Consider the following 21746-nt stretch of genomic DNA (forward strand, 5'->3'; position numbering starts at 1 on the left):
GCATTTAATCTTTGTCTAAGTCGATAGCGTTTACTGCAACAACCACCAAGCGGCATAGGCTACGGCAAAAACGCTAAGATAAATTAAACCTATTCGCGCTAACCAGCGCAACCAGGCAGGCATAGTCCATTGCCTGACCAGGCGATAATTTAACCAAGCAAACAACGGCGTGGTGATAAACGATAAGGTCATCGCCAACGCTAACATCGGCCCTAACGCCGCCTGCATCAAGATGACAATAGACAACCCCAAAGCAGCCTGCAGCAATAACCAATAGCCGATAGACAGACGTTGTATACGCCAGCGTAGTAATTCGGTACTGCGTTGCAAGCTTCGAGAATAACCATCCAGCACGGCTAAGGTGGTACCAAACATACATAAAAATGCGATGCCCGCGACCAACCAAGACGACCAAGCGCCGATAGTACTGGCGTACATCGACACAAATTGGTCGACAAAAGCGCGACTGGCTAAAGCAACGCTTTGCCCTTGACCGTATTGAATCAAGGCGCCCATTGCCATAAACACCAGTGCCAAAAACGCGGTCAATATATAGCCTAAATTGAAATCGAACAGCGCTTGGCGGGCGCTAAAAGCGGTTAACTTACGTTTGGCAGTTAACCATAACGAGCTTATCGCCGCCAGCTCAATCGGCACCGGCATCCATCCCATTAACGCCACCAGAAACGCTAAACTCCCCAACGCCCATGGTGATAATGAGGTGGCTTCGGCGGTTTCGGCAAGCGGAGCGGTACCCGCATTACCGATAGCAATCACTAAAGCGGTTAAGGTGATCAGGGTCAGAATCACCATCAGCCATTTTGATAAGTTATCTAATAGCGCATACCGCCCTATCAACAACAGCAGTAAGCAAACCAGTAATAAACCACAACATAAGACGGATAATGAAACTTCAAAAGGCAAGAAGTAGCGTAGTAGCGAAGCCGTTAAAATGAGTACACCAGCGGTATTCACTACCGCCGCTAAACTATTTAAATAGAAAAACAGCAATAAGAACCCACGCCCTTGCTGGGCATAGCCTTGCATTAAATCCTGACCAGTTTGATTGCTATACCAAGTGGCAAAACGAAAAAAAGGATATTTAAGTGTGTTAACGGCGATCAGAAGCCACCATAATTGCCAACCGAAAAGCGCACCAGCCTGAGTCGACGCGACAATATGCGAAGCGCCGACCGCTGCTGCCGCAGTGATCATGCCCGGACCTAATCGCCAACGCCGGTTAGATGGTATTGATGAGCCCAGCGGTTGACGCTGAGCGGTTGCTTGAGTGGTCGCTTCTGAAGGCTCTACATCCATGTTTTAAATACACCCGCTGGCGATGACGTCATCATAGTGAAGCATCGTCATCGCTGCGTCGGGCTGCAGTTTTACACGCCTACGCCAACTCCAGAGCGGTGTAGGCTTGGCCCGAGCGCCAGGGGATCACACGAATAAAAGGATGATCGGCAATGACGTTAGCAATATCAATTGCCGACGCCGATGTACTATTGGCGGCAGCCAGTGTGATGCCGGGTTCAAGTTGTTGCAGCATCCGCCAAACACCTTGCTGCAAGCGCGAACTGCGCACAACAATGGTGTGTTTGGCACGCTGTACTTGCTGTGCCGACGACCAAGCGCTTACCGACGCTGGTCGATGTTGATTGAGCAGTTGTTGATTTCCAGCCGAATTCGCAAGCTCATAACACAGTCCGGTTAAGTATTGCTCATTGGCTAGCGCCACCATGCTGCCCTGTGGCGTAGAAAAAGCTAAGTGATGCATGGGACACTCGATTAGTGAAAAAAATGAAAAGATTCGACGGTTAAAGTCGCTAAACGTTCTAATAAACTATAGTTGATTGCATCCATATAGCAAATGTTTAATGGCCGAACGCGCATAAAGGACTGATGTTGCTGATCAAAAAAGTGACCGTCATCGACACTACTATCTGGTACAGAAAACGAATTAACGGTTTGGTTCGTAGCATTATGCTTGGCGACATTAACGTGCTCATCAATATTGATGGAACTAGACGCCATAACAAGCAGACAAATAACGCGCATACGCGCTATGATGATGTCCACTGGACATCACCCATAATAGCCAACAATCATTCATAAATTGCTCGTAAAAAAGGAATCCTGCGCCGTGAAGGAAGTTAGCGCAACATCAGAAAATCCAGTTAATATTAAACGATTACTACTTTTTACTGGCCTATTCATTGGCTTAAGTAGTCTTGGTTTTTACGTCGTTTATCAGCAGTTTGCTGAACAGCCCTTAAGTTTTGACTCGCGCTTATTACAGCCCTGGGTGCTGCTGAGCTTATTGGCTTTACTGGTGGTTTATTATTTAAGTGATGCGCTACGCCTGCATTATACCTTGCGGGCACTCGGCTATAACCTGCCGTTAACCGATATCGCCAAGTTGGTATTTATTAACCTGTTCTTTTCCAATGTCACCCCCATGGCGACCGGCGGAGGTTTCGCACAGGTTTGGTATTTACAACGTAAAGGCGTAGCGATTGGTACCGCGACCACTGCAACTACTGTACGTACGGTGCTCGCCGTTATCGCTATTTTTACCGCCACCCCCCTTTTGCTGTTTAATATGAGCGCTCTGCAGGAACTCGACATCGCCAGCAAAATTGGCTTGTATGTAGCGATATTTAGCGCCATTTACTTACTCTTTTTTGCCATTGTTTTATTACGCACGCACTGGCTCATCAGCCCGTTACATTGGTGCATTGGCGGCATGCGACGGGTCGGCTTACTCGGTATTAAGCGTCACCGTCGCTGGCACTTTGCCTGTAAACGCGAAACCCTGCGTTTCGCGCGCGGATTTCGCGACTACTGGCGCGGCGATAAGCGTTTTATCTTCGCCTCAATGTTATTTACGCTGATATTCTTAGTGAGTCTTTTCTCATTTCCGGCCATTTTGTTATGGGCGCTAGATTATGCGGTGAACTACGGCGTGGTCTTGGGCTTACTGACAGTCACCACGTTTGTCATGTATTTTTCACCGACTCCCGGTGCCTCAGGCTTTGCCGAAGGAGTTTTCGGTCATATTTTCGCCCCAATCACGGGTTCTGCACACCTATTATTGGTGACGCTATGCTGGCGTTTTATCACCATCTATTTAGGCATGATCATCGGCATTTTCGTGACCCAACAAGAACTCACTGTGGGTAAGAAACAGTCCTTAGGTGAGCGCTCATGATGCGTAAAGTATTCGGTTTAAAGGCGATGTTTTATCTAAACATCGTTATCGTTGCGGGGCTCATCGGTTACCAAATTTATCTGAACTTCTTTGAGAAAGACTACATCACCATGCACACGGTGCAGTTAGACCGCATCGAGCAACAGTTACAAGCGCAAGACAAATTTAGCTTTGCGGTCGTCGGTAACATTAATAATTCTGTCGGCGTTTTTGAACGTAAAATTGTGCCACGCTTAAACCAGTCGGGCGTTGATTTCTTGGTCTCCGCAGGCAATGCCACCAGCGGTGGCGGAGAGGATAAATATCGCGCGCTGTACGGTACCCTGAGTCATCTGGAAATTCCCTATTTGTTGACCTTTGGCGAGAATGAAGCCAGTAACCTCGGTGACTTTCGCTTTTACCAACACTTTGGTCCTTATTTTTATGAATTTAGCGCCGCCAACAGCCAATTCATTTTTCTTGACGTTACCACCCCGATGTCCTTTGATTGGCAGCTACGCTGGTTGGAAGATGTCTTAAAAAGCTCGACCGCCGCGCATAAGTTTGTATTTATGGGCAAACCGCTGTTAACCGCTAGCAAAGAAGCCATTTTTGATTCTGCCGATAACTATTTGCGAGATACCGACTTCACAATTCCATTGCTGACGTTATTCAGTCAGTACAAAGTAGACGCGGTATTTTCATCCAACTTAGCCGTCTATGACCGGCAGCGTCACGGCGATACCGAGTACATTATCACAGGCGGCGCCGGTGGCTTGATGCTCAATAACGATGTCAGTTTTTATCATTACGTTGAAGTAACCGTCGATGGTGACCAAATTAGCATTGCAGAACAACCATTAGACGTTGGCCAAAATCAGTTTTGGCGCACCTTAGAGAGTTTATGGTTTTTTATTCATTCGCTGTTTTACGTCGGCTATTTGAATTTTATTCTATTGCTAAGCGCGTTTATCGTCATCGCTATCAAACTTTATTCCAAGGTGTTCCGCGACCGCGACTACTATCCTAATTTTGATATTGACCCAAGCCCTTACGAAAAACAGCCACTACGCGTGGCCATGGTGACCAATAACTACTTACCCTTTATTGGTGGCGTCCCTATTTCAATCGAACGTTTACAGCGCGGTTTAAGTGCCGCGGGCAACGCGGTTTTGATCATTGCTCCTGATTATCCGTTTCAAGCAGAGCAACAGCAACAAATAGACCAACAGCAACCAGTACGACGGATCCCGGTTGCGCTGTCTTTCGGCGAGAATAAAGACTTGCAAGTGGCAAACGCTTTCAGCCCCAGAATTCATCGAGAATTGCGTCAATTTAAACCCGATGTGGTGCACCTTCATCATCCATTTTGGCTCAGCTACAGCGGTATGCTTTGTGCTCGTAGTTTGGCTGTGCCGGTGGTTTACACTTATCACACTCGACTCGAACATTACGCCCATTTCGTGCCGCTACCGACACGTTTGTTCCGTAACTTTATTTCGCATTTGCTGATCAAACACTTTGCTGAGCGTTGTGACGGTATTATCGTTCCCACCTATTCGGCAGAAGAATATTTGCGCATGATTGGCGTTAAAAAGCCCATTTTTGTGCAGCCTACCGGTATCGACTATGACAAATTCCAGCAACGCGATGAGGCGGCGTTACAACGCTTGCGTCGACAGCTCAAGTTAGCCGACGATGAGTTGGTTTACGTGACCGTGTCTCGCCTTAGCCAAGAGAAGAATATTGATTTTATGCTGGATGCGATTGCCGAACTCAAGCAACGCGAACATCGACCGTTTAGATTCATCATTATTGGTGATGGTGACGAGCGTTCACGTATCGAATCGCGTATCAACACACTGGGTTTGAGCGATGTGGTCATACTTACCGGAGCCATCCCACCCGAGCAAATGGTTAACTATTATCAGCTTGGCGATATCTTCTTATTTGCGTCAAAATCTGAAACCCAAGGCATGGTGATTTTGGAGGCGATGGCAGCAGGATTACCGGTGGTTGCTGTGCGGTCAAGCGGCATCGATGACGTTGTGCAACATAAATCGAATGGCTATAAAACGCCGGAGAATATTGAGGTTTGGTTGCGCCAAGTAGAGCGTCTGAGTCAACAGGATGAACTACGCCAACGGCTAGCCAACCAAGCACAACAATTTGCTAAAGATTATGCGATTGAACATTTCGCCGAAGACATCAAACACATTTATGCTCATGTCATCGCCGCTAAAAAACAAGCTAAGGCAAAGCACTGAGTATTTCATTTAAGCGCGCTAAGACAGCACCACACCCCAGGCATCGCATAAGCCACCGTAAGGTGCCATTAACCGCGTTAATTGGCGCTGAGTGTCGCTGACTAGCGCATAGCTTAACGGCTGTTGAATGCGTACAACAACGTAGCCAGCGTCGTCATCACAGGGCGGATATAATTGCACATCCGGATAATCCTGTTGCAATAACCGCATCGCCTCATTTTGTGGCGGCCAACGCTCAAATTCGACGGTAAACTCGATAATACTGGACTTATCAAAGTCAAAACCTTCGGCGGCTAATTGGGCTAAGACTCGACTATCATTGTTCTGTTGTATGTGCATATAACTTGTCTCGCTAAATAACGTCCCTGTCGGTGCTGCTCCGTAGGCTATACGCTACTACGTTCAATGCAGCCTCTGCTCATTTTTTACGCAACTTTAACATTATGCGTACTCTTCGACCGATGCTGGACCTGGTCAGTGATACAAATAGCCATAAAAAAAGCCTGCATAATGCAGGCTTTTTTCGTCGCGAGGGTATCGCGCTTAAAACTTCTTGTTAGTATTTTGCCGCTTCGCCGTTAGCCGGTAACGATTGCAAAATGAACTCGCGCAGGTCGTCGTTAGCCGACTTTAAGTCATCGGCGCGCAAGTACATCATATGGCCACTACGATAACCTTTAAAACGCAGACGGTCTTTCATTAAACCGCTAGGGTCCATTTGCCACATGCTGTATTTAGCATCAAAGTAATTCGTTGCGCCGTCAAAATAACCCGACTGAATCATTACATTCAAATAAGGATTTTGAGCCATGGCTTGGCGTAAGCGTTCACCGGTATCATTGCCAGTACGATCCCAAGGATGTACATCACCAAACATGGCATATTTCACGTCGGTTTTATAATCTAGCTCTTCGCGAATATAGTAATTAATCGCTGGCGTAAACGAATGTAGCCATGATGTCAGCTCGGCGTTGTAATCGGGACGAGAGCCGACACCATCGCGATCAATACCTAAATAACGCGAATCTAAACGACCAATGGTTTGCTGGCGATCACGCAGCAGTTCTTTCCAATAAAACCACGTACTAACATCTAAATTAGCCGCCAACACGGTATCGCTGGTTAAACCAGAATAACGTGCCACTTGCTGTGCCACTCGTTGTTTTTCTTGTTCGTCAATAAAGCTACCTTTGGCTAACGCCGGTAAGTACTCATTGACGGTAAAGGCTTCAACCTGCGGCAGCAGCTCATCTAAGTCTAACCCTTGCAACTCACTGTCTAGCGCGTTGTGATACCACGCTGCTGCAGCAAAGTAAGGTAATCGGTTAGCAGCTTTTACCGGACCGTCACGATCGATACCGAGGTCGGTTGGCGACACTAAAACAACACCATTGAGATACATCCACTGCCGATCTTGCAACTCTCCTGCCAAACCGGAAACGCGAGTCGTACCATAACTTTCACCGATCAAAAACTTCGGCGAGCGCCAACGATTATTGCGAGTAACAAAGGTATTGACCCAATCAGCCAGATATTTAATGTCGGCTTTTACACCAAAAAACATCGACTTTTGTTGTTCGCGTGACGGTAGTTCACCGTCAGCATTAGGCAGTACTCTGGAGTAGCCGGTATTAACTGGGTTTACGTACACAATATCAGCAACGTCTAACACCGAATCGGGGTTGTTTTTGATACCATAAGGTTGCACTGGATAACCCTCGTCGTCGATCTTTAACACTCGAGGGCCAGTATAAGCGATATGCATCCACACCGACGCTGAGCCGGGACCACCGTTGAACGAAATCAACAGCGGACGCTTGCTGTCGTCGTCGACATCACTGCGCTTGTAGTACGTATAAAACAACGTAGCGATGGCATCACCGTCGTCATTCCACACCGGTTGCGTACCCGTAGTGGCGGTGTATTCGATGGTTTCGCCTTTGATCCGAACTTCATGCTCGGTCACCACGCTGCTATCAATATCGATTTGTCGGCTGTGCGTATCGGTATCTGCAGCAAACGCTGGTAAGCTCATACTCAGCGCCAGCAAACCCGCCGCTAAGCGACGTTTATTCATTTTTATCATCATTGGCTTAGCCTTTTTGCAATGTTCCAAAGATCGTTAACGATATACCAGCAACAACGATATGTTGCGAGAACATCTTGCCATAGCGGTCAATACATTACTGAAAAGCCAGCTAGAGACTCAAGCACAATGAGATAATTGACCGTTAGCTAAGACTAACGGTCAATGTTGGCGGGTTTAGATACTCACGCGACGGTAATCACGATATTCGGGCTTCCAAAAGTTAGCCTCGATACGCTGGCGCAAGGTGTCGTCATCGATTTCCAAAGCTAAATCGGCAGCGATAGCGACTTTTGCCACGGCGAATGCGATTTTTTTGCTGAGTTCATCTAGGGCGTCAAAATCAGGCAGTAACTTACCTTCGCCCTGGCTTGCCAATGGTGACTGTTCAGCTAAGGTTACGCTGGCAGCATTGAGCATATCATCGTTGATCAAACGAGCTTTCACCGCCAGCACACCTAAGCCGATGCCCGGAAAAATGTAACTGTTATTACATTGCGCAATAGGATAATGCTGACCGTCATATTCAACCGGTGCGTAAGGGCTGCCAGTTGCCACAATAGCCTTGCCTTCAGTCCAATTGATGACATCTTGCGGATGCGCTTCAATATGTCGTGACGGATTACTGAGTGGAAAAATGATAGGTTGCGCACAACCTTTGTGCATCGCCCGAATGACCTGTTCGGTAAATAAGCCAGGCTGACCGGAAACGCCGATGAGAACTGTCGGTTGCGCACAATGCATGACGTCTAATAATGACGCATAATCACCGCTATACGACCAATCGGCCAAGGCTTGCTGCGATTGCACCAAGCGCTGCTGAAAGTCACGCAGGTCGGCCATCCCCTCGGTCAGTAAGCCAAACCGATCAACCATATAGATTTGACTGCGCGCTTGCTCTTCACTAATGCCTTCCGACACCATTTGCCCGATCACTTGCTCGGCGATGCCGCAACCAGCCGAGCCGGCACCGACAAAGACCACACGCTGTTCACTGAGCCTATCGCCTTTGACTTTACAGGCAGCCAATAAGGTACCCACCGTGACCGCGGCAGTCCCCTGAATATCGTCATTAAAGCAGCACACTTGTTCACGATAGCGAGTTAGAATCGGCATCGCATTGGGTTGCGCAAAATCTTCAAATTGGATCATGGCTTGCGGCCAGCGACGTTTCACAGCGGTAATGAATTGCTCAATAAAAGCATCGTACTGATCTTGGTCAATACGTTTATGTCGTGACCCCATATACATGGGATCATTAAGCAGTTTCTCATTATTGGTACCGACATCAAGCATTACCGGTAACGTATAAGCAGGGCTAATACCACCACAGGCGGTATACAACGACAGCTTGCCGATAGGAATACCCATACCGCCAATACCTTGATCGCCTAAACCTAAGATGCGTTCACCATCGGTGACGACGATAACTTTTACGTTACGCTTAGTGGCGTTATGCAGTATATCGTCCATTTGATCACGTTCTTTGTAGGAGATAAATAATCCACGAGAACTGCGATAAATATCAGAGAATTGCTCACAAGCATCGCCCACCGTTGGCGTGTATATGATCGGCATCATTTCAGCCAAGTGATCACGTAATAAACGATAAAATAAGGTTTCGTTATTATCTTGGATCGCCCGCAAATAAATGTGCTTATTCATCGGCGTGTCAAAGCTCTTATACTGCATATACGCGCGCGTTACTTGCTCTTCGATAGTTTCGTAACGTGGCGGTAATAGTCCCATCAAATTAAAGGCAGTACGCTCCTCACGCGAGAACGCGCTACCTTTATTCAGTAGCGGCGTTTCTAATAACGATGGTCCAGCGTGAGGAATATACAAAGGACGCTTTTTATTTTGCTTGGTGACAGATTCTTTCATGACAACAACAGCTCCTTATTCGGTCATCCAGATGTCCGCTTAAGCGACTTAACGCTTAAGCACGTGGCCGCATATGCGGGAACAACAAGACATCGCGAATCGACGGCGAATCGGTCAACAACATCACTAGGCGATCGATACCGATGCCCTCACCCGCAGTTGGCGGCATGCCATGCTCTAATGCAGTGATGTAGTCATCGTCATAAAACATCGCCTCGTCGTCACCGGCTTCTTTTTGTTGCACTTGATGTTGAAAGCGTTCGGCCTGATCTTCAGCATCATTTAATTCTGAGAAGCCATTGGCCAGCTCACGACCACCGGCAAAAAACTCGAAGCGGTCAGTAACAAAAGGGTCGTCGTCATTACGGCGCGCCAACGGTGAAACCTCGGCTGGGTAAGCGGTAATAAAGGTCGGCTGAATTAATTTATGCTCGGCAACTTCTTCAAAAATCTCGATTTGAATCTTACCTAAGCCCCAGCTAGCTTGAACCTTAATACCCAGCTTTTCAGCCAAAGCTTTGGCACTTTGTAAGTCTTTTAGCTGCGCTTCATCGCTATCAGGTAGGTGCGCTAAGATAGCCTCTAGCACCGTCATACGCGTAAACGGCTGACCGAAATCATAGTCGACGCCCTGACTGCTAAAGGTCGTGCTACCCAAAATTTCCTGCGTCATACCGCGCAACATCGATTCGGTTAGATTCATCAAGTCATGGTAATCGGCGTAGCCCCAATAGAATTCCAGCATGGTAAATTCTGGGTTATGCCGAGTAGATAAACCTTCGTTACGGAAGTTACGATTGATCTCAAACACTTTCTCAAAACCACCGACTACCAAGCGTTTCAGGTAGAGTTCCGGTGCGATGCGTAAAAACAACTGCATATCGAGTGCGTTGTGATGAGTCACAAAAGGTCGGGCCGAGGCACCACCTGGAATGGTTTGCATCATCGGCGTTTCGACTTCTAGAAAATCCTGAGCGCTTAAAAAGCGGCGAATATAGTCGACCACTTTAGAACGCACCACGAAGGTGTTGCGTGATTCTTCATTGGTGATCAGGTCAAGATAACGCTGACGATAACGTGTTTCTTGATCGGCCAAACCGTGAAACTTATCCGGCAGCGGTCGCAGTGCTTTAGTCAGCAAACGAATATCATCCACTTGTACACTCAACTCACCGGTGTTGGTTTTAAACAACACACCGCTGGCGCCGATAATATCGCCCAAGTCCCATTTTTTGAATTGCTCGTTATAAAAACCCTCGGCCAAGTTGTCACGCGCGACATAAACTTGAATACGACCACTCATGTCTTGCAATGTCGCAAAACTAGCCTTACCCATGATGCGTCGTGTCATCATTCGACCGGCCACACTGACGCGAATTTCGCGTTGCGCCAACTCGTCTTTGCTTAATTCACCATAGGCTTGGTGCAACTGTTCAGCGACACTATCGCGACGAAAGTCATTGGGAAAAGCAACGCCCTGTTTTCGCAACGCAGCCAGTTTGCTCTTTCGCTGAGCGATCTGTTCGTTAATATCGACTTCTGCGGGTTGCGATTTATCTGTCATTACTACTTCCTCTTGTATTTTACGATAGTGCTTACAGTGATCGTTGATAGTCTCAATAAAACGTTTATAGCCCCGATTTCAGGCTGGCTTCGATAAACGGATCTAACGCGCCGTCTAATACGGCTTGGGTATTACGATTTTCTACGCCAGTACGCAAGTCTTTAATGCGCGCGTCATCCAACACATACGAGCGAATTTGACTGCCCCAACCGATGTCAGCCTTACTATCTTCCATCGCTTGCTTCTGTTCATTTTGCTTTTGCAATTCCAACTCGTACAACTTCGCCCGTAGCTGCTTCATCGCCACGTCGCGGTTTTTATGCTGTGAACGGTCGCTTTGACACTGCACCACAATACCCGTGGGTTCGTGCGTAATACGTACTGCCGAATCGGTGCGGTTAACGTGTTGTCCACCTGCCCCAGAGGCACGGTAGGTATCAATCCGTAAATCAGCCGGATTGATTTCGATATCAATATCGTCATCAACTTCGGGATAGACGAACACCGATGCGAACGAGGTATGGCGACGATTACCAGAATCAAATGGCGACTTGCGAACTAAACGATGAACACCGCTTTCGGTACGCAACCAACCAAAGGCGTAATCGCCCTGTATGTGTACCGTAGCCGATTTAATCCCAGCCACTTCGCCTTCGGATAATTCGGTAATTTCAACTTTGAAATCATGCGCCTCTGCCCAACGCAAATACATGCGCAGCAGCATATTCGCCCAATCTTGGGCCTCGGTACCACCGGAACCCGCTTGAATATCCAGATAGCAATCACTGCCATCATTTTGCCCGGCAAACATACGTTGAAATTCTAGACTGGCCAGTTGCTTTTCTAAGTCATCTAGTTCAACTGTCGCCTCATTAAAGGTATCCTCGTCGTCGGCTTCTACAGCCAAATCAACCAAACCTTCAATATCGTCGAGACCTTGGTGGAGGCGATCTAATGTTTCTACGACCAATGCTAGCGAGGCACGCTCTTTACCCAAAGCCTGCGCTTTGTCGGGTTGCTCCCACACCGCGGGGTCTTCAAGTTCACGCGTAACCTCTTCTAAACGTTCGACTTTATCAGGGTAGTCAAAGATACCCCCGAAGCGCGTCACTGCGCTCACGCATTGATTTTATGGCGTTATAAGTCGCATTTGTTTCAAACATGCAATTCTCTGCGGTTGTCTAGCTGAAAAATAGCCTGATATTCTAGCCTAAAGGTGACAAATGCTCCACCAGCAGTTGTACACTTCGGCGGCCTCTAAATTCATTAATTTGCGCGCGATAATAAAGTTGCAAGCGAGTAACCTGCGTATTCGGCCAACGGCCAGTATCGACATTAAAGGCAATCGCATCGACCAAAGTACCACTATCGCTTTGTAACACTAACTTAAGATGCTTGTCGGCGACCATGCGCTGGCTGACGATACTAAATTCGCCATCAAACCGAGGTTCAGCGAACCCCTGTCCCCAAGGACCCGCTTGCTCTAGTTGTTCAACCATTGCCTGTGTTAACTGTGCGCTATCCAATTCACCATCGGACCATAAGGTCTGATTAAGCTGATCTTTATCCAGCCACGCTGATGCTACTGCTTGCGCTTGTTCGCTAAAACGTTGTAGATCCTGTTGCGCCAGGGTCAAACCGGCGGCCATCGCGTGACCACCAAAACGGCTGATTAAGCCCGGGTTCAGGTTATGAACTCGCTCTAGCAAATCACGAATATGCACACCATCAATGGAACGGCAAGAGCCTTTCAACTGGCCGTCGTCATCATCGGCAAAGACGATAACCGGACGATGAAAACGTTCTTTTACTCGCCCCGCGACAATACCAATGACGCCTTGGTGCCAACCGGCTTGATATAAGCAAATCAACGGCGGTAATGTTTTTTCATTCAGTGACAATTGCGCCACGATTTGCTCAGCTTGGTCGCGCATCTGCTGTTCAATATCACGGCGTTCGCGATTCAATTTATCGAGTTGATTGGCCATGGCGTAGGCGCGGCTGTCGCTGTTAGCCAATAAGCACTCGATACCCAGTGCCATATCGTCCAAGCGCCCGGCTGCGTTAATACGGGGCGCTACCGCAAAGCCTAAATCGCTAGCTTGCAGCCGAGTATTGTCACGGCCGGCGACATCCAATAACGCACGGATACCGGGTCTACAGCGCCCCGCTCGAATACGCTGTAATCCTTGTTGCACCAAAATACGGTTATTCGCGTCTAAAGGTACCACATCAGCCACCGTACCGAGCGCAACTAAATCGAGCCAATCAGCTAACTGCGGTAATGATTGCCAGCCTTGTTCTCGTAGCTCGGCGCGTAGCGCCAGCAATAAGTAAAAGGCGACCCCGACGCCAGCCAAATGTTTACTAACAAAGGCACAACCAGGCTGATTTGGGTTAACAATAGCATCCGCCGCAGGTAGCTCAGCAGCGGCTAAATGGTGATCGGTAATAATCACCGTTAAGCCAGCAGCTTTGGCCGCGGCAACACCGTCAAAACAAGCAATACCGTTATCGACGGTGACAATCACATCGGCCTTGAGCGCGACGGCCTGTGCCACCACCGATGGCGACAAACCGTAGCCGTCGGCAAAGCGATTAGGCACCAAATAGTCGACCTGCTGCGCACCAAAAGCCTGCAACGCGCTAATCATTAACGCCGTGCTAGTCGCGCCGTCGGCGTCAAAATCGCCGCAAACACAAATACGCTGTTGCTGAGTCAGTGCTTGGCTTAATATTGCAACCGCAGCGTCGATGCCGCGCAGTCCAGAAAAGTGTAATAGGTGTTGCGCTCGTAGTTGTAACTGCTGTGCATCACTGACACCTCGACGCGCATATATCTGCCTTAATAGGGGCGGTAAAGACGCCGGTAAATGGCTGTCATCAACATCAGCAAAACGCTTAATGACAATCTGTTCGGTCACGCTTAGCGTCCTTCGCTTTGGCTTGCACTCAGGGCATCATTAATGGTCGTCAGCAATGTTTTAGGCGGTTGATAGCCAGGAATGATCATGCCGTTTTCTAATACCACGGCCGGGGTACCTTGAATACCGAACTTTTGCCCCAGTTGGTAATGCTTGGCGACCGGATCATCGCAACGACCAGCAGCCAGGTGCTGATCGTGTTTAGCTTGCGTCAACGCCGCTTTTCGATCCTCGCTACACCACACCTGCGCTAACGTGCGGGCTCCCTCCGAGCCCATACCACCACGTGGATAAGCCATATAACGTACGCTAATACCTAAAGCTAAATAATCGTCCAACTGCTGATGCATACGGCGACAATAGCCACAAGTGGTATCGGTAAATACGGTGATCACATGACGTTCGTCAGCGGCTTTATAAACGATCATTTCATCTTCTAACGGTGCTAATTCACGCACCCGCATTGCACCCATCGCCATGTCGGTAAGATCCACCGGCTGCTGTCCCGAGACGTCATAAAGCCGACCGTTGACCAGTGTTTTACCGTCCTTAGATAAGTAGAACATGCCTTTATCGGTGGTGATCTGAAACAATCCAGCGATGCGCGATTCGGCCACCGCCTCTACCTGCATCCCCAACCGTGTTAAGGCTTCGGTGTTAACTTCATCGGCAGCAGCAAGCGACGCCGCAACAAGCGGGGTCGCAAAAAGTAGCGATGAGACCAGCCCAGAGGCGAACAAAACGCGGCGTATACCAGCGAATAACGTCATACTGACAACCTTCTAAAAATAGTTTGCAGGCACCCTACCCCGAGCCCACAAAAAATGCAATACAGGGTCACGCGCGGGGGTGGTGTTGGCTATGCAGTTGCTGCAATCGCTCACGCGCGACGTGAGTATAAATTTGCGTTGTTGACAAGTCGCTGTGGCCCAATAGCATCTGTAATACGCGTAAATCTGCGCCGTGATTCAGCAGATGCGTAGCGAACGCGTGCCGTAATGTGTGTGGCGACAAGTGGCTTCGAATATCAGCTTGCTGCGCATAGGCTTTGATACGATACCAAAACGCTTGCCGTGTCATGCCGGCACTTTGTCGTTGCTTTGCGCGGCCACTGACAAACACCCAATCGCCAGCGCCGTCGTGTAGCGCAGCGCGACCATGCTTGAGGTAACGTTCAAGCCAATCTAACGACTCCTCACCCAGCGGTACTAGCCGTTCTTTATTACCTTTACCGATGACACGCACTAAACCTTGCTGCAAGCTCAGTTGTGATAGCGATAGCTGGACCAGTTCACTAACCCGTAACCCACTGGCATAGAGCACTTCTAACATAGCCCGGTCGCGTAAACCTATAGCCGTGTCAACGTCTGGCGCCTGTAACAATGCTTCCACTTCGCTCTCTGTCAGCGAATGCGGAATACTGGCGGCTTGTTTTGGGCGCTGTAATTGCGCGCAAGGATCATGCTGTAAACCTAACTGCTGTAATGCAAAGCGGTAAAATTTTTTACTCGCGCTTAATAAACGCGCAGTACTGCGCGGCGACAGCCCTTGTTGGCGTCGCCACAATAAATAATCCTGTAAATGTTGTGTTTCGGCGTCTAACAGACGTTGACAAGCGGTATGATGCAACAAGAATTTGAGCAATTGCTGTAAGTCACTGCGGTAAGCGCTGAGCGTATGCTGGCTAACACCCTGCTGCAACCATAGTCGATCAAGAAATTGCTCGATGTGTTCATCGTGGGGTTTATTTGAGACTTTCGCTTGTGACATATAACAGCATAACTACCATCGGCAACTTGGGCTGTTATCACTATACGATTTAAGCGACAGACTCGCCAGCGTTGTTGTTGCTTGAGATAGCGTCAATACCTAACTGTTGCAACATGTCGTACAGATCAGCCTCGCGATAACGACGTGGACGCTCGTTGCCCGGCCCTTGCACTGTCGCGCTAGCCAACTGCTGCTGACGACGCTGACGGGTATGCCAATCTAAATTATCGACGAGCTCGGCGGGTAAGCGCTGCGGACTCGCGTCTACGACTAATGCTTGTGGCGTTAGCGCGTCAGCCAACTGAAACGCGGCCAGTTCGGCGCGCTGCGTATAGACGCCTGGCACAGTCTGACGCTGATGTTGCAGATCTAACGGACGCGCCTCAGCTGCGCCCAATAAGCGCCGCCAGTCAGGTTCGTTAGTCGGCGGTAACGGTTGATGTTGCGGTTGTTCGTCAGTATGCGGCGAAAACATTGCCAACCACATGGCAAACTCGGCTTGATCACCGCGTGCCAACGCCTGCGCCACGCGTTGCTGAACGCGCGGACTAGCAGCCACATTATCTAAGTAAGGCGAATTCGACGCCAGCGCCATCGCTAAGCTTCCAACAACAAAATTGGTGAATAACTAAGCTATCGGCAGCAAATAGCAAAAATTTAGCGGTTTTTGCCTTTACAGAAGCCTCTGAGCTGGTATTATACGCGCTCTTCACGTGGAGGGGTTCCCGAGCGGCCAAAGGGATCAGACTGTAAATCTGACGGCTCAGCCTTCGCAGGTTCGAATCCTGCCCCCTCCACCATTTTCTCTCCCGGTTTGTCGCTTACCTTAGTCAGGATTAACCGCTAATAATACTTTACCGTGATTGCGATTCGCCGCTAAATAAGCATGCGCATCACGCACTTGATCGCGTTCGAACACTTGGTCAACTTGCGCCGATAACGATTGTTGCGAGTCGCTAAAGCCCGGCCATACCTCGTTAATCAACTGTTGTATCACCGCACCTTTACGCTGGCTCGGTTGGCTACGTAACGTTGAGCCCAGCAAATGCTGCCGTTTCATTAATAAGCGCCCAGCATCAAGCTGGCTATCGCGACCAGCCATTAAACCAATAACGACGATACGACCATCTTGATTTAAGACTTGTTGGTCTTGGTATAAATAAGCACCCGCCACCGGATCTAAGATGACGTCGACACCACCCCATTGTTTAACCGCCTCGACGAACTCACCTTGACGACGATTCCAGCCAGCCTCGGCGCCGAGCGCCAGACAGTAATCGAGCTTCTCGTCGCTACCCACGGTAACAAAACACGGATTACCTTGACGACGGCATAACTGAATCGCTGCCGAACCAACGCCACTGGCGCCTGCATGCACTAACACCCGCTCCCCGGGTTGCGCCGCCGTTCATCCAGGCGGTAGCATAAACCTCGCATATAGCGGCGGCTTGTTGCACACTCAACCCGGTGGGAATCGGTGCCACCTGACAAGCTGGCACGGCGACGTAATCGGCGTAGCCGCCCCCCGCTAGCAAGGCACAAACTTTCTCGCCAGCCTGCCAACCATTCACCTCGGCACCACACTCGACAATTTCTCCGCTGACCTCTAATCCTGGAATATCGGTAACCCCTGACGGTGGCGGATATTGTCCCGCCGCCTGCATCAAATCGGCGCGATTAATACCTGCATAAGCGACTTTAATTAAAACTTCGTTAGCCGCTATCGCAGGGCGCTCACGCGGTTTCCAATAAAGTTGTTTGTCGTCAATGGTAACGGCTTGCATAGGCTTCTCCTTGCCGGTTTATAAAGGTTACTTGCGAGCATTCAATTGCCATTTACGGATCAGCAATTAAACTCGGCGCTAACGATAGTTGCATACGGTAACGCGGCTCATTTTGACCAAAATACTCGGCCTCGTGTGCCAAAGAATGAAAACCGAAAGCTTGATACAAGTTAACCGCGGGGTTATCCGGATGAACCGTTAACAACAATTGCTTAAAGTGTTGCTCGCGGGCGCGTTCAATGACAGCGGCAAGTAACTGCTTGCCAACGCCACGCCCTTGGGCCGCAGGGCTGACGGCCATAGATAGCAACCATAGCTCACGCTGTTTGGGCGCTAACGCTGGTGCTGCTAAGGCGTAGCCTAACAGCTGTCCGGGCGCCAACTCGGCGACAATAAACAAGTGCGACCATAAATCACCCGCTTGGCGGAAGAAAAAGTCGGGGTAGACCGGCTCCTTGAAGACTTGCTTCTCTAACGCCGCTACCGCATTAAAATCGGTACTTTTTGCAGCTCGAATAGTCACCGCAAACATGGCTAATTACTCCTTTTCTGACGCCACTGTTTTAATAACACTGTTTTTAATAACACTGTTCTGACACCCAGTGGGGTGCGCTCAATACAGGTTAGACAGCATAGCTTAAGCTTGTCTAAGCTGCAGCTATTGGCGGAGCAAGCGAACAAAAAAACAACGAATAAGCGCTTGCTAGTGCGAAATGCTTTGCAAGGTGAAAAGCCTGCTTTATGCTAGGGTTAAAGCCTGCAATCACCATTACCGATTGAGTTAACGTCTAATCCATGAGCCAATCTCTCGAACTAAGCGACAAACGAGTCCTGATTATCGACGATCAGAAACCCTTTCAAGTGATGTTAAAGGGGTTACTGTTGAACTTAGGTGCTAAGGATGTAGTTGCTAAAAACACCGGCGAATCGGGTATTGCTGCGCACCAAAATCAGCCATTCGATATTTTATTGGTGGACTACAATCTGGGCAGCGGAAAAAATGGTCGCCAAGTTTTAGAAGAATTACGCGTACGCAATTTACTTCGTGAAGACACCGTATTCTTTCTCATCACCGGCGACAATAGTCGTCCAATGGTGCTCAGTGCCGTCGAACTACAACCCGACGATTACTTGATGAAACCGTTTTCTCATCGAGTCTTACGCACTCGCTTATTGCGTGCCTTTGCCAAGCGTAAACAACTGCGGCAACTCTATCGCCATTTATTGCGACAAGAGTACACCGATTGCATCGCCGCGTGTCAAAGCCATATTGAAAGCCAAGGACACTACACCAATTTTTGCATTAAATTACAGGCCGAGCTGTACAACAATATCGGTCAATATGACGATGCTGAGCGGATCTTAGAAAAACTGTTAGAAGAGCAGCGCTTTAGCTGGGGATTGATGGCACTAGCGCGAACTCGCTTTGCGCAGCAGCGCTACAACGAAGCCATCGAGCTGGCTAGCGAAGTATTGAAAAAAAGTCCACATTCGGTTGAAGCGCAGGACTTAATTACCCAATGTTACTTACACGCGGACACGCCGTTAGAGGCGCTTGAATCAGCCCGTAAAGCGATAAACTTGGCGCCATTTTCGATTGAACGGCAAAGCACACTGGCACAAATCGCGCGTGAAAACGGCGAGTTTGAATTAGCCAAACAAGCCATGCATCATGTGCTTGAAATCAGCCGTAAGTCGGTTTATCGCGATGCTCGCCATCTTTGTGCTTATATTCGCAGTATTTTAGATGCCGCCGAACATGGCGAAGATCGGTCTCAAGTCAGTAAATATCAAACCGAAGCGACGCTCGCACTGCAACGCGCACGCTTTGACGATAACTTAGTTTATTCTGAACTGTCCTACGAACAACTTGAAGATGTGGTAATGGCGCGTATCGAAGCCTTTAATGGCCGCTACCGCGAGGCGCAGCGTCACCTCAATACGGTGGTCGGCGAAAACTTGGCCGAAGATCAGGATATTGCGGCGGAGCTAATGCCCGATGTGCTTGCCGTGCTATTAGATGTCGGCGAATATGAAAAAGCCAACGAATTAGCAAAACGCAGCGAACAGCAGCACAACCTCGATCATTACAGTCGCAAATTATTAAATGAGCGCTTTGAACGTGCTGAAAATCGTCAGAAGAGCTTTTTTAATTACAACCAAGAGGGTATTAACGCTTACAAGCAACGCGATTATGGTGAAGCTGTTGAGCAATTCACGCAAGCCTTAAAGTTAGCGCCGATGAATAGCGGTGCGGCATTAAATTATATTCAAGCTGCGGCAAAAATCTTCGGTGCAACCGATAGCCCCAACCCCGATTTATTACGTGAATGTAAACGCTGCTTCCGCGTACTTGAGGGCATTGCTCTTAATCAAGCGCATCAGCAGCGTTATGATCGTTTATTAGCCGAATGTCGGCGCTTTGGTGTTTAACCCTGATTTAGCGCTTCTCATTGGCGGCTAAATTACCTGCCTGATAATCGCGAATGGCCTGCTCTACTTCGGCAGAACTGTTCATCACGAAAGGCCCATACTGAGCTATTGGCTCCGCGATAGGCTTACCGGCTAAGTAGAACAGTGCGGCGTCGTTATCGGCGCTTAACTGTAAGTCACGTTCAGCACTTAGACGCACCAATTCACCACGTTTCACCGGTTCGCCATCAATAGTAAGCTCGCCCTGATAGATATAAGCCAGACGGGTGGCTTGCCCAAGCGCCGGTAACTCCAATTCACTGCCCGCCTGAAGCTGCACATCCATGACTAAAATAGCCTGTTCCGGTTGCTGCACCGGCCCCTGCATACCCTCATATTCGCCTGCAATTAAACGAATAGTATGGCCATGCTGCTGCCGCTCAGGAATGCTTTCGGCAGGATGGTCGGCCCAATCCGGGTCGCTCAACTTATCTTTAGCGGGTAAGTTTATCCACAGCTGAAAGCCCCACATTAAACCGTCTTCTTGCTTAGGCATTTCTGAATGAATAATACCACGCGCTGCTTTCATCCACTGCGCCCCACCCGCACCGACAACACCTTCGTTGCCAACCGAATCCTGATGTCCCATTTGTCCTGCCAACATATAGGTTAAGGTGGAAAAACCACGATGAGGATGCGCCGGAAAGCCAGCGATATAGTCATTCGGATCGTCAGAACGAAACTCATCCAGCATTAAAAATGGGTCTTGGTAACGTAAATTAGGTTGATTGATGATACGGGTTAATTTGACACCAGCACCGTCTTGCGCTGGTATGCCCCTTGCCCGCTGTAAAATAGCGCTCATTGACTTAACTCCTGACGTTGTGGCGGCTGTAAAAAGTCTAATTGAGGACCTACAGGAATAATGCCGGTCGGATTAATGGTTTTGTGACTGCCGTAGTAATGCTGTTTAATATCACTCATCACCACGGTATCGCGCACCCCCGGATGCTGATACAAGTCACGCACATAGCCCCATAGATTAGGATAATCGACAATACGCTTATGGTTGGTTTTAAAGTGACCAAAATAAACGGCATCAAACCGCACCAGCGTGGTAAACAGGCGCCAATCAGCCTCTGTTAAACGATCACCCAATAAATAACGCTGCCCTTGTAAACGTTGTTCTAATGCCGACAAGGTTTTAAACAAGGCTGCATAAGCCTCTTCATAAGCGTCTTGTTGGGTGGCAAAGCCACACTTATAAACACCATTGTTAACGGTGCTATAAATCCACTCGTTCAACTCGTTAATATCGTTCTGTAACGGTTCAGGATAATAATCATCATGATTACCCGTGATCGTGTTAAAAGCGCTATTAAACATACGAATAATATCAGCAGACTCATTACTGACGATAGTTTGTCGCTTTTTATCCCATAATACCGGTACGGTCACACGACCGCTATAATTGCTGTCAGCTTGCAGATACAGTTGATAAAGAAAATCATGTTGATAGAGCTTATCCTGGCGCTCGCCGTCGGCAAACTCCCAACCATGCTCAAGCATTAGCGGCGTCACCACCGACACATCAATGTGATCTTGCAGTTGCTTCAGTTGCCGGAAAATCAGTGTACGGTGCGCCCAAGGGCAAGCATACGACACATACAGGTGATAACGACCTGATTCGGCGGCAAAGCCATCATCACCGAGCCAGTTTCGAAATTGCGACTCGCTGCGTTTGAAACGACCACCGGTAGATTCGGTGTCGTACCACTTATCCTGCCATTGACCATCGACGAGTAAACCCATTATCGACTCCTTAAACGTGAATGCGATAGATGACTCAAGTATAAACCTAA

At 48.7% G+C, this 21746-nt stretch carries 20 protein-coding genes and 1 tRNA gene; 4 read left to right on the plus strand and 17 right to left on the minus strand.

The genetic code is table 11. From position 1 onward, the window contains the following. Positions 1-30 precede the first annotated feature (30 nt). From A10D4_RS04305 to A10D4_RS04315, 3 genes are all read right to left on the minus strand, one after another. Positions 31-1317 (minus strand): NRAMP family divalent metal transporter, encoded by a 1287-nt coding sequence (locus tag A10D4_RS04305; protein WP_008487977.1) that lies wholly within the window; start codon positions 1315-1317, stop codon positions 31-33. A gap of 79 nt (positions 1318-1396) precedes the next feature. After that, on the minus strand, positions 1397-1780 hold the full coding sequence (locus A10D4_RS04310; protein ID WP_008487978.1) for a hypothetical protein: 384 nt from the start codon (positions 1778-1780) through the stop codon (positions 1397-1399). 11 nt (positions 1781-1791) lie between these two features. Continuing rightward, a complete protein-coding gene (locus A10D4_RS04315) occupies positions 1792-2082 on the minus strand; it encodes a hypothetical protein (RefSeq protein ID WP_008487980.1) in 291 nt (96 codons plus the stop codon). 64 nt (positions 2083-2146) lie between these two features. Here A10D4_RS04315 and A10D4_RS04320 point away from each other — a divergent pair, with 64 nt between their 5' ends. After that, positions 2147-3214, plus strand: a complete 1068-nt coding sequence (locus A10D4_RS04320; protein ID WP_008487981.1) for a lysylphosphatidylglycerol synthase transmembrane domain-containing protein — start codon at positions 2147-2149, stop codon at positions 3212-3214. Continuing rightward, positions 3211-5460: a glycosyltransferase gene (locus A10D4_RS04325; RefSeq protein ID WP_008487983.1), complete on the plus strand. Its 2250-nt coding sequence runs from the start codon at positions 3211-3213 to the stop codon at positions 5458-5460. Before A10D4_RS04320 ends, A10D4_RS04325 begins: the two co-directional genes overlap by 4 nt. 18 nt (positions 5461-5478) lie before the next feature. Here A10D4_RS04325 and A10D4_RS04330 read toward each other — a convergent pair whose 3' ends face one another. The 9 genes from A10D4_RS04330 to A10D4_RS04370 all read right to left on the minus strand — a co-directional run bounded on the left by A10D4_RS04330 (position 5479) and on the right by A10D4_RS04370 (position 16283). Beyond that, complete coding sequence (locus A10D4_RS04330) at positions 5479-5799, minus strand: ribonuclease E inhibitor RraB (RefSeq protein WP_008487984.1); 321 nt, start codon at positions 5797-5799, stop codon at positions 5479-5481. Positions 5800-6016: 217 nt separating this feature from the next. After that, positions 6017-7495 carry a S10 family peptidase gene (locus tag A10D4_RS04335; protein ID WP_237738529.1) on the minus strand — a complete coding sequence of 493 codons (1479 nt, stop codon included), beginning with the start codon at positions 7493-7495 and terminating at the stop codon, positions 6017-6019. A gap of 228 nt (positions 7496-7723) precedes the next feature. Beyond that, on the minus strand, positions 7724-9430 hold the full coding sequence (locus A10D4_RS04340) for an NAD-dependent malic enzyme (RefSeq protein WP_008487986.1): 1707 nt from the start codon (positions 9428-9430) through the stop codon (positions 7724-7726). A 55-nt stretch (positions 9431-9485) separates the two neighbouring features. After that, positions 9486-10994 (minus strand): lysine--tRNA ligase, encoded by a 1509-nt coding sequence (lysS, locus tag A10D4_RS04345; RefSeq protein WP_008487987.1) that lies wholly within the window; start codon positions 10992-10994, stop codon positions 9486-9488. A gap of 64 nt (positions 10995-11058) precedes the next feature. Continuing rightward, a protein-coding gene (gene prfB, locus A10D4_RS04350) for a peptide chain release factor 2 (protein ID WP_156812075.1) occupies positions 11059-12157 on the minus strand; the annotation gives its coding sequence in 2 pieces (ribosomal slippage) (positions 11059-12081 and positions 12083-12157; 1098 coding nt in all). 42 nt (positions 12158-12199) lie between these two features. Then, a complete protein-coding gene (gene recJ, locus A10D4_RS04355) occupies positions 12200-13906 on the minus strand; it encodes a single-stranded-DNA-specific exonuclease RecJ (protein ID WP_040502518.1) in 1707 nt (568 codons plus the stop codon). 14 nt (positions 13907-13920) lie between these two features. Next, positions 13921-14688: a bifunctional protein-disulfide isomerase/oxidoreductase DsbC gene (gene dsbC, locus A10D4_RS04360; RefSeq protein WP_008487990.1), complete on the minus strand. Its 768-nt coding sequence runs from the start codon at positions 14686-14688 to the stop codon at positions 13921-13923. Between the two features lie 67 nt (positions 14689-14755). Continuing rightward, positions 14756-15688 (minus strand): site-specific tyrosine recombinase XerD, encoded by a 933-nt coding sequence (xerD, locus tag A10D4_RS04365; RefSeq protein WP_008487991.1) that lies wholly within the window; start codon positions 15686-15688, stop codon positions 14756-14758. Positions 15689-15737: 49 nt separating this feature from the next. Next, on the minus strand, positions 15738-16283 hold the full coding sequence (locus A10D4_RS04370) for a VC2046/SO_2500 family protein (RefSeq protein WP_008487993.1): 546 nt from the start codon (positions 16281-16283) through the stop codon (positions 15738-15740). A 120-nt stretch (positions 16284-16403) separates the two neighbouring features. Here A10D4_RS04370 and A10D4_RS04375 point away from each other — a divergent pair. Further along, positions 16404-16488 (plus strand) — tRNA-Tyr (locus tag A10D4_RS04375). A 26-nt stretch (positions 16489-16514) separates the two neighbouring features. On the opposite strand, the gene A10D4_RS14355 is transcribed toward A10D4_RS04375, so the two are convergent. Genes A10D4_RS14355 through A10D4_RS04385 form a run of 3 tightly spaced genes read right to left on the minus strand, consistent with a single transcriptional unit; the run spans position 16515 to position 18004 of the window. Further along, positions 16515-17072 carry a zinc-binding dehydrogenase gene (locus tag A10D4_RS14355; RefSeq protein ID WP_237738525.1) on the minus strand — a complete coding sequence of 186 codons (558 nt, stop codon included), beginning with the start codon at positions 17070-17072 and terminating at the stop codon, positions 16515-16517. Beyond that, the gene (locus A10D4_RS14360; protein WP_237738526.1) at positions 17005-17472 is read right to left on the minus strand and encodes an alcohol dehydrogenase catalytic domain-containing protein; all 468 of its coding nucleotides are present in this window, start codon (positions 17470-17472) and stop codon (positions 17005-17007) included. Before A10D4_RS14360 ends, A10D4_RS14355 begins: the two co-directional genes overlap by 68 nt. A 52-nt stretch (positions 17473-17524) precedes the next feature. Beyond that, positions 17525-18004: a GNAT family N-acetyltransferase gene (locus A10D4_RS04385; protein WP_008487994.1), complete on the minus strand. Its 480-nt coding sequence runs from the start codon at positions 18002-18004 to the stop codon at positions 17525-17527. A 263-nt stretch (positions 18005-18267) separates the two neighbouring features. Between A10D4_RS04385 and A10D4_RS04390 the strand changes: the two genes are divergently transcribed. Next, a complete protein-coding gene (locus A10D4_RS04390) occupies positions 18268-19905 on the plus strand; it encodes a tetratricopeptide repeat-containing response regulator (RefSeq protein ID WP_008487995.1) in 1638 nt (545 codons plus the stop codon). Positions 19906-19912: 7 nt separating this feature from the next. On the opposite strand, the gene A10D4_RS04395 is transcribed toward A10D4_RS04390, so the two are convergent. Together A10D4_RS04395 and A10D4_RS04400 are read right to left on the minus strand one after the other, a co-directional pair. After that, positions 19913-20749 (minus strand): pirin family protein, encoded by an 837-nt coding sequence (locus A10D4_RS04395; protein ID WP_008487996.1) that lies wholly within the window; start codon positions 20747-20749, stop codon positions 19913-19915. Continuing rightward, entirely contained in the window at positions 20746-21696 is a 951-nt protein-coding gene (locus A10D4_RS04400; RefSeq protein WP_008487997.1) for a glutathione S-transferase family protein, read from the minus strand. The genes A10D4_RS04395 and A10D4_RS04400 overlap by 4 nt, the downstream gene beginning before the upstream one ends. Positions 21697-21746: the final 50 nt, after the last annotated feature.

The organism is Idiomarina xiamenensis 10-D-4 (genome assembly GCF_000299895.1).
Taxonomy (GTDB): domain Bacteria; phylum Pseudomonadota; class Gammaproteobacteria; order Enterobacterales; family Alteromonadaceae; genus Idiomarina; species Idiomarina xiamenensis.

Bases quoted from the DNA above. Each gene is read 5' to 3' on its own strand.
- dsbC (WP_008487990.1), bottom strand. From the start codon at position 14,688: ATGACGTTATTCGCTGGTATACGCCGCGTTTTGTTCGCCTCTGGGCTG.
- A10D4_RS04330 (WP_008487984.1), bottom strand. From the start codon at position 5,799: ATGCACATACAACAGAACAATGATAGTCGAGTCTTAGCCCAATTAGCC.
- A10D4_RS04340 (WP_008487986.1), bottom strand. From the start codon at position 9,430: ATGAAAGAATCTGTCACCAAGCAAAATAAAAAGCGTCCTTTGTATATT.
- A10D4_RS04305 (WP_008487977.1), bottom strand. From the start codon at position 1,317: ATGGATGTAGAGCCTTCAGAAGCGACCACTCAAGCAACCGCTCAGCGT.
- A10D4_RS04400 (WP_008487997.1), bottom strand. From the start codon at position 21,696: ATGGGTTTACTCGTCGATGGTCAATGGCAGGATAAGTGGTACGACACC.
- A10D4_RS04335 (WP_237738529.1), bottom strand. From the start codon at position 7,495: ATGAGCTTACCAGCGTTTGCTGCAGATACCGATACGCACAGCCGACAA.
- A10D4_RS04325 (WP_008487983.1), top strand. From the start codon at position 3,211: ATGATGCGTAAAGTATTCGGTTTAAAGGCGATGTTTTATCTAAACATC.
- A10D4_RS04395 (WP_008487996.1), bottom strand. From the start codon at position 20,749: ATGAGCGCTATTTTACAGCGGGCAAGGGGCATACCAGCGCAAGACGGT.
- xerD (WP_008487991.1), bottom strand. From the start codon at position 15,688: ATGTCACAAGCGAAAGTCTCAAATAAACCCCACGATGAACACATCGAG.
- A10D4_RS14360 (WP_237738526.1), bottom strand. From the start codon at position 17,472: ATGCAAGCCGTTACCATTGACGACAAACAACTTTATTGGAAACCGCGT.
- A10D4_RS04370 (WP_008487993.1), bottom strand. From the start codon at position 16,283: ATGGCGCTGGCGTCGAATTCGCCTTACTTAGATAATGTGGCTGCTAGT.
- A10D4_RS04310 (WP_008487978.1), bottom strand. From the start codon at position 1,780: ATGCATCACTTAGCTTTTTCTACGCCACAGGGCAGCATGGTGGCGCTA.
- lysS (WP_008487987.1), bottom strand. From the start codon at position 10,994: ATGACAGATAAATCGCAACCCGCAGAAGTCGATATTAACGAACAGATC.
- A10D4_RS04390 (WP_008487995.1), top strand. From the start codon at position 18,268: ATGAGCCAATCTCTCGAACTAAGCGACAAACGAGTCCTGATTATCGAC.
- A10D4_RS04385 (WP_008487994.1), bottom strand. From the start codon at position 18,004: ATGTTTGCGGTGACTATTCGAGCTGCAAAAAGTACCGATTTTAATGCG.